Raw genomic sequence first — 1,660 nt, forward strand, 5'->3', positions numbered from 1 at the left:
CTCATCGAGCAGTACGGTCCCCGTGAATCCATGGAGTACGACGTCGTGATCGTGGGCGGCGGTCCTGCGGGGTTATCAGCGGCTATCCGGCTGAAACAGCTCGCGCAGGAAAAAGGTGTGGAACTGGGCGTCTGCGTGCTGGAGAAGGGCTCCGAGATCGGTGCGCATATCCTCTCGGGCGCGGTGATGGACCCGCGGGGTTTAAGCGAACTGCTCCCCGACTGGAAAACCCAGGGCGCACCGCTCGATGTTGAAGTCACCGAGGATCGCTTCCTGTTTTTGTCGAAGGACGGCGCAAAACAGGTGCCCAACTGGCTGCTTCCGGACAACTTCAAGAACCACGGCAACTATGTGGTAAGTCTGGCGAACGTCACGCGCTGGCTCGGGCAACAGGCTGAAGCGCTGGGGGTTGAGATCTTCCCGGGTTTTCCCGCAGCCGAAGTGCTCTACACCGAGGACGGTGCGGTGCGCGGCGTGGCGACGGGCAACATGGGCGTGGGCAAGAACGGCGAGCCCACCGGCAACTTCCAGCTCGGCATGGAACTGCACGCCAAATACACGCTGTTCTGTGAAGGCGCACGCGGCAACCTGGGCCGCCAGCTCATGGATAAATTCAAGCTCGGCCGCGACTCGGATCCCCAGGTCTACGGCCTCGGCATTAAAGAACTGTGGCAGATCGATCCCTCGAAACACAAGCCGGATCTGGTGATTCACACCGCGGGCTGGCCGCTTGAGACCGATACCTACGGCGGCTCGTTCCTCTATCACATGGGCGATAACCAGGTGATGGTGGGCTTTGTCGTCGGGCTCGGGTATTCAAATCCGTACCTCTCGCCGTTCGAGGAATTCCAGCGTTACAAAACACATCCGGCGATCCGCACGTTCCTCGAAGGCGGCAAGCGCGTGTCGTACGGCGCGCGGGCGATCACGGCCGGCGGGTTGATGTCGCTGCCGAAGCTGGTGTTCCCGGGCGGAGCGCTGGCAGGTGACGACGCCGGGTTCCTGAACGCATCGCGGATCAAAGGCAGTCACGCCGCGATCAAGTCCGGGAAGATGGCCGCCGAAGCCGCATTCGACGCCGTGCAAGCCGGTCGTCAGGCTGACGAATTGAGCGCCTACCCCGAAGCGTTTGATAGCTCATGGCTCAAGACCGAGCTATACCGCGCCCGCAATTTCAAACAGTGGATGAGCAAGGGCCTGTATCTCGGCACATTGATGGTCGGGCTTGAGCAGAAGGTCCTGGGCGGCAATGTGCCGTGGACGCTGCACCATCAGCACGCCGATAACGAAACGCTCAAACCCGCGTCGCAATGCAAGCCGATCGTATATCCGAAGCCGGATGGGAAGCTGACGTTTGACCGCTTGGCGTCGGTGTTCATATCGAATACGAATCATGAGGAAAACCAGCCGGCGCATTTGACGCTGAAGGATGCATCGGTGCCGGTGGACGTGAATCTGCGCACCTATGCCGGACCCGAAGGACGCTATTGCCCGGCACAGGTGTATGAGTTCGTGAAGAACGACGACGGCAGCGAGCGCCTGCAGATCAACGCGCAGAACTGCGTGCACTGCAAGACGTGCGATATCAAGGACCCGACGCAGAACATTGTGTGGGTCCCGCCGGAAGGTGGCGGCGGACCCAACTATCCGAATATGTGAT

At 60.7% G+C, this 1,660-nt stretch carries 1 protein-coding gene; it reads left to right on the top strand.

From position 1 onward, the window contains the following. Window positions 1-1,659 (top strand): electron transfer flavoprotein-ubiquinone oxidoreductase (locus tag AWB69_RS45075; RefSeq protein WP_062093214.1); only part of this gene is annotated, 1,659 nt, incomplete at its 5' end. Window position 1,660: the final 1 nt, after the last annotated feature.

The organism is Caballeronia udeis, from assembly GCF_001544555.2.
Classification (GTDB): Bacteria; Pseudomonadota; Gammaproteobacteria; order Burkholderiales; family Burkholderiaceae; genus Caballeronia; species Caballeronia udeis.